Source organism: Desulfotomaculum sp., assembly GCA_003513005.1.
Classification (GTDB): domain Bacteria; phylum Bacillota; class Desulfotomaculia; order Desulfotomaculales; family Nap2-2B; genus 46-80.
Window position 1 is genome coordinate 1 of record DOTD01000007.1, and the last position, 1,709, is coordinate 1,709.

The window sequence follows — 1,709 nt, forward strand, 5'->3', positions numbered from 1 at the left end:
CAGTTAAAAGCTCATTCCTTTTTTAAGAGGTTTTATCCCTCTTTAAAATCGGAGTGTATCAGACACAATTTCGTGCTTTTTGATATTGGCGCCTGTACTGGTTCATAAATTCAGCAGCACGCTAAAAAAAGTATACCATGTCTCTGGTATGCTTTCTCGATAGCATTGGTAATGTTTTTGGTTCACTTAAGTTTTAGCGTATCCACAGAAACATACGGAAGTCCTTATCGAGAGGATATAGATAGATGTCTTTCACCAGCAGCTTGTATTCATTGAAACGGTCCAACTTTCCCCGGCCCTGTGTGGAACCTGCGAAGGCCCAGTTGGCAGCCTTGTAACAGGTTCCGGCAAAGCGATCCTTCCCGGCAAAAGTTTCCATAAGCACCGGCTTGTAGCCATAAACCTTGAGCCAGTCGTTGGGCAATTGTTTTAAACAGAGAGACAAGATCTTGGAGGCAAGGTATTTGCAATTTGACCCAGGGCAGGATCAAAAAGCGGGAGTTATTGACCACCAGGTGAAGGTTTTGCGACCTGCGCTTTAGCGCTCCAGCCGATAAAGGTATCCCTTTTGCGCCACCTTCCACGCTGCGGCCGAGAAACCGATAGCGCAAAGATAGCCTGCCGGGGAGTTGATCAGATACCGGATCTGGGCGCCAGGAAGGGGAGTATAGCCGAGATAGTGATAGCGGTCGATAAATTCGTTCCAGAGATAGGAATCCTTCTTGGAGGTGACACGTATTAGCTCTAGAGGAAGTAATGACTTCAACGGTCCGGAGATCTCCTTCCCTGCTTCGCCATGCTTCGTCCGTCGGGAAAACTTCCGGCCATTAGCGTTAGATCTCCTGGGCTCCGGCAATGTGATCATGCCACAGCGATGTAACCTGAGGAGCAGCACCCGGCAGCTCATGTCTTTAAGGCCTCCGTCCGGCTTAAACCAGGACCAGGCCCGACAGACCTCGCGGGAGATTCGCACCCGGGTGGCTTTAGGATCGGAGGCAATAATCCGGCGGATCATCTCAATATCGTCAATTATGAGAGACCGGCCGCAGACGGTGAGCGGGAAATCAGCCAGGATGCTCCCTCCTAATATCGTACTTCCGGACAATCCCGTCCGGAATCTTCCAGGGCAGGAACCGTTCCAGATCCTTTGGAGACCGCCCTCCTTGGCGCAGGCATCAAGGTAATACCGGAGGTACGCCTCTGCATTCAGGTTGTGTTTGGCTGCGGTCTGCAGGATGGACATGGATGCCGCCAGCAGATTGCCGCTCCACTCGGAATGAGTACCGTAGCAGCTCATGCGCCCCAAAGCGCCCGGCCTCAAGCACCGCTCGGCTAGATTATTGTCCATGGGCACGAACGGATTTTTGACAAAGGTAGTCAACCCGTCCCAGTGCTTTAAGGGCGCTGGAAAGCACCTTTTTCTTCTGCCAGTGCAGGCCGGGGTCTGAAAGTTTTAAACGGATCGACTGCAGCATCGCCTCCAGTGCGTTCTCCAGTGCTTCTTGGGCAACCTGGAAGAGTTCTGTCTGATCCAGCACGGCCAGTCTCTCTTTATTCAGGCGGTAGATTTAAAGCGATCCTATTCACCCAGAGATCCGCCCAGTCTTTCAAGCAGTTAAGAGATTTGCCGGCATTGACAAAATCACGGCGATAATGTGCCCAGCAGAGAGCTCTCACTAACCCCTTGATCATGTCTGCCAGTTTGCCGT

Annotated in this window: 1 protein-coding gene and 2 pseudogenes; all 3 read right to left on the minus strand. The window is 51.6% G+C overall.

The window, feature by feature from the left end; genetic code table 11:
* Window positions 1-193: 193 nt before the first annotated feature.
* Window positions 194-1,015 (minus strand): annotated as a pseudogene (locus tag DEH07_00445) (hypothetical protein).
* Window positions 1,016-1,261: 246 nt separating this feature from the next.
* Window positions 1,262-1,399 (minus strand): annotated as a pseudogene (locus DEH07_00450) (hypothetical protein).
* Complete coding sequence (locus tag DEH07_00455) at window positions 1,338-1,538, minus strand: hypothetical protein (GenBank protein HBY03031.1); 201 nt, start codon at window positions 1,536-1,538, stop codon at window positions 1,338-1,340. Before DEH07_00455 ends, DEH07_00450 begins: the two are co-directional and overlap by 62 nt.
* Window positions 1,539-1,709 lie beyond the last annotated feature (171 nt).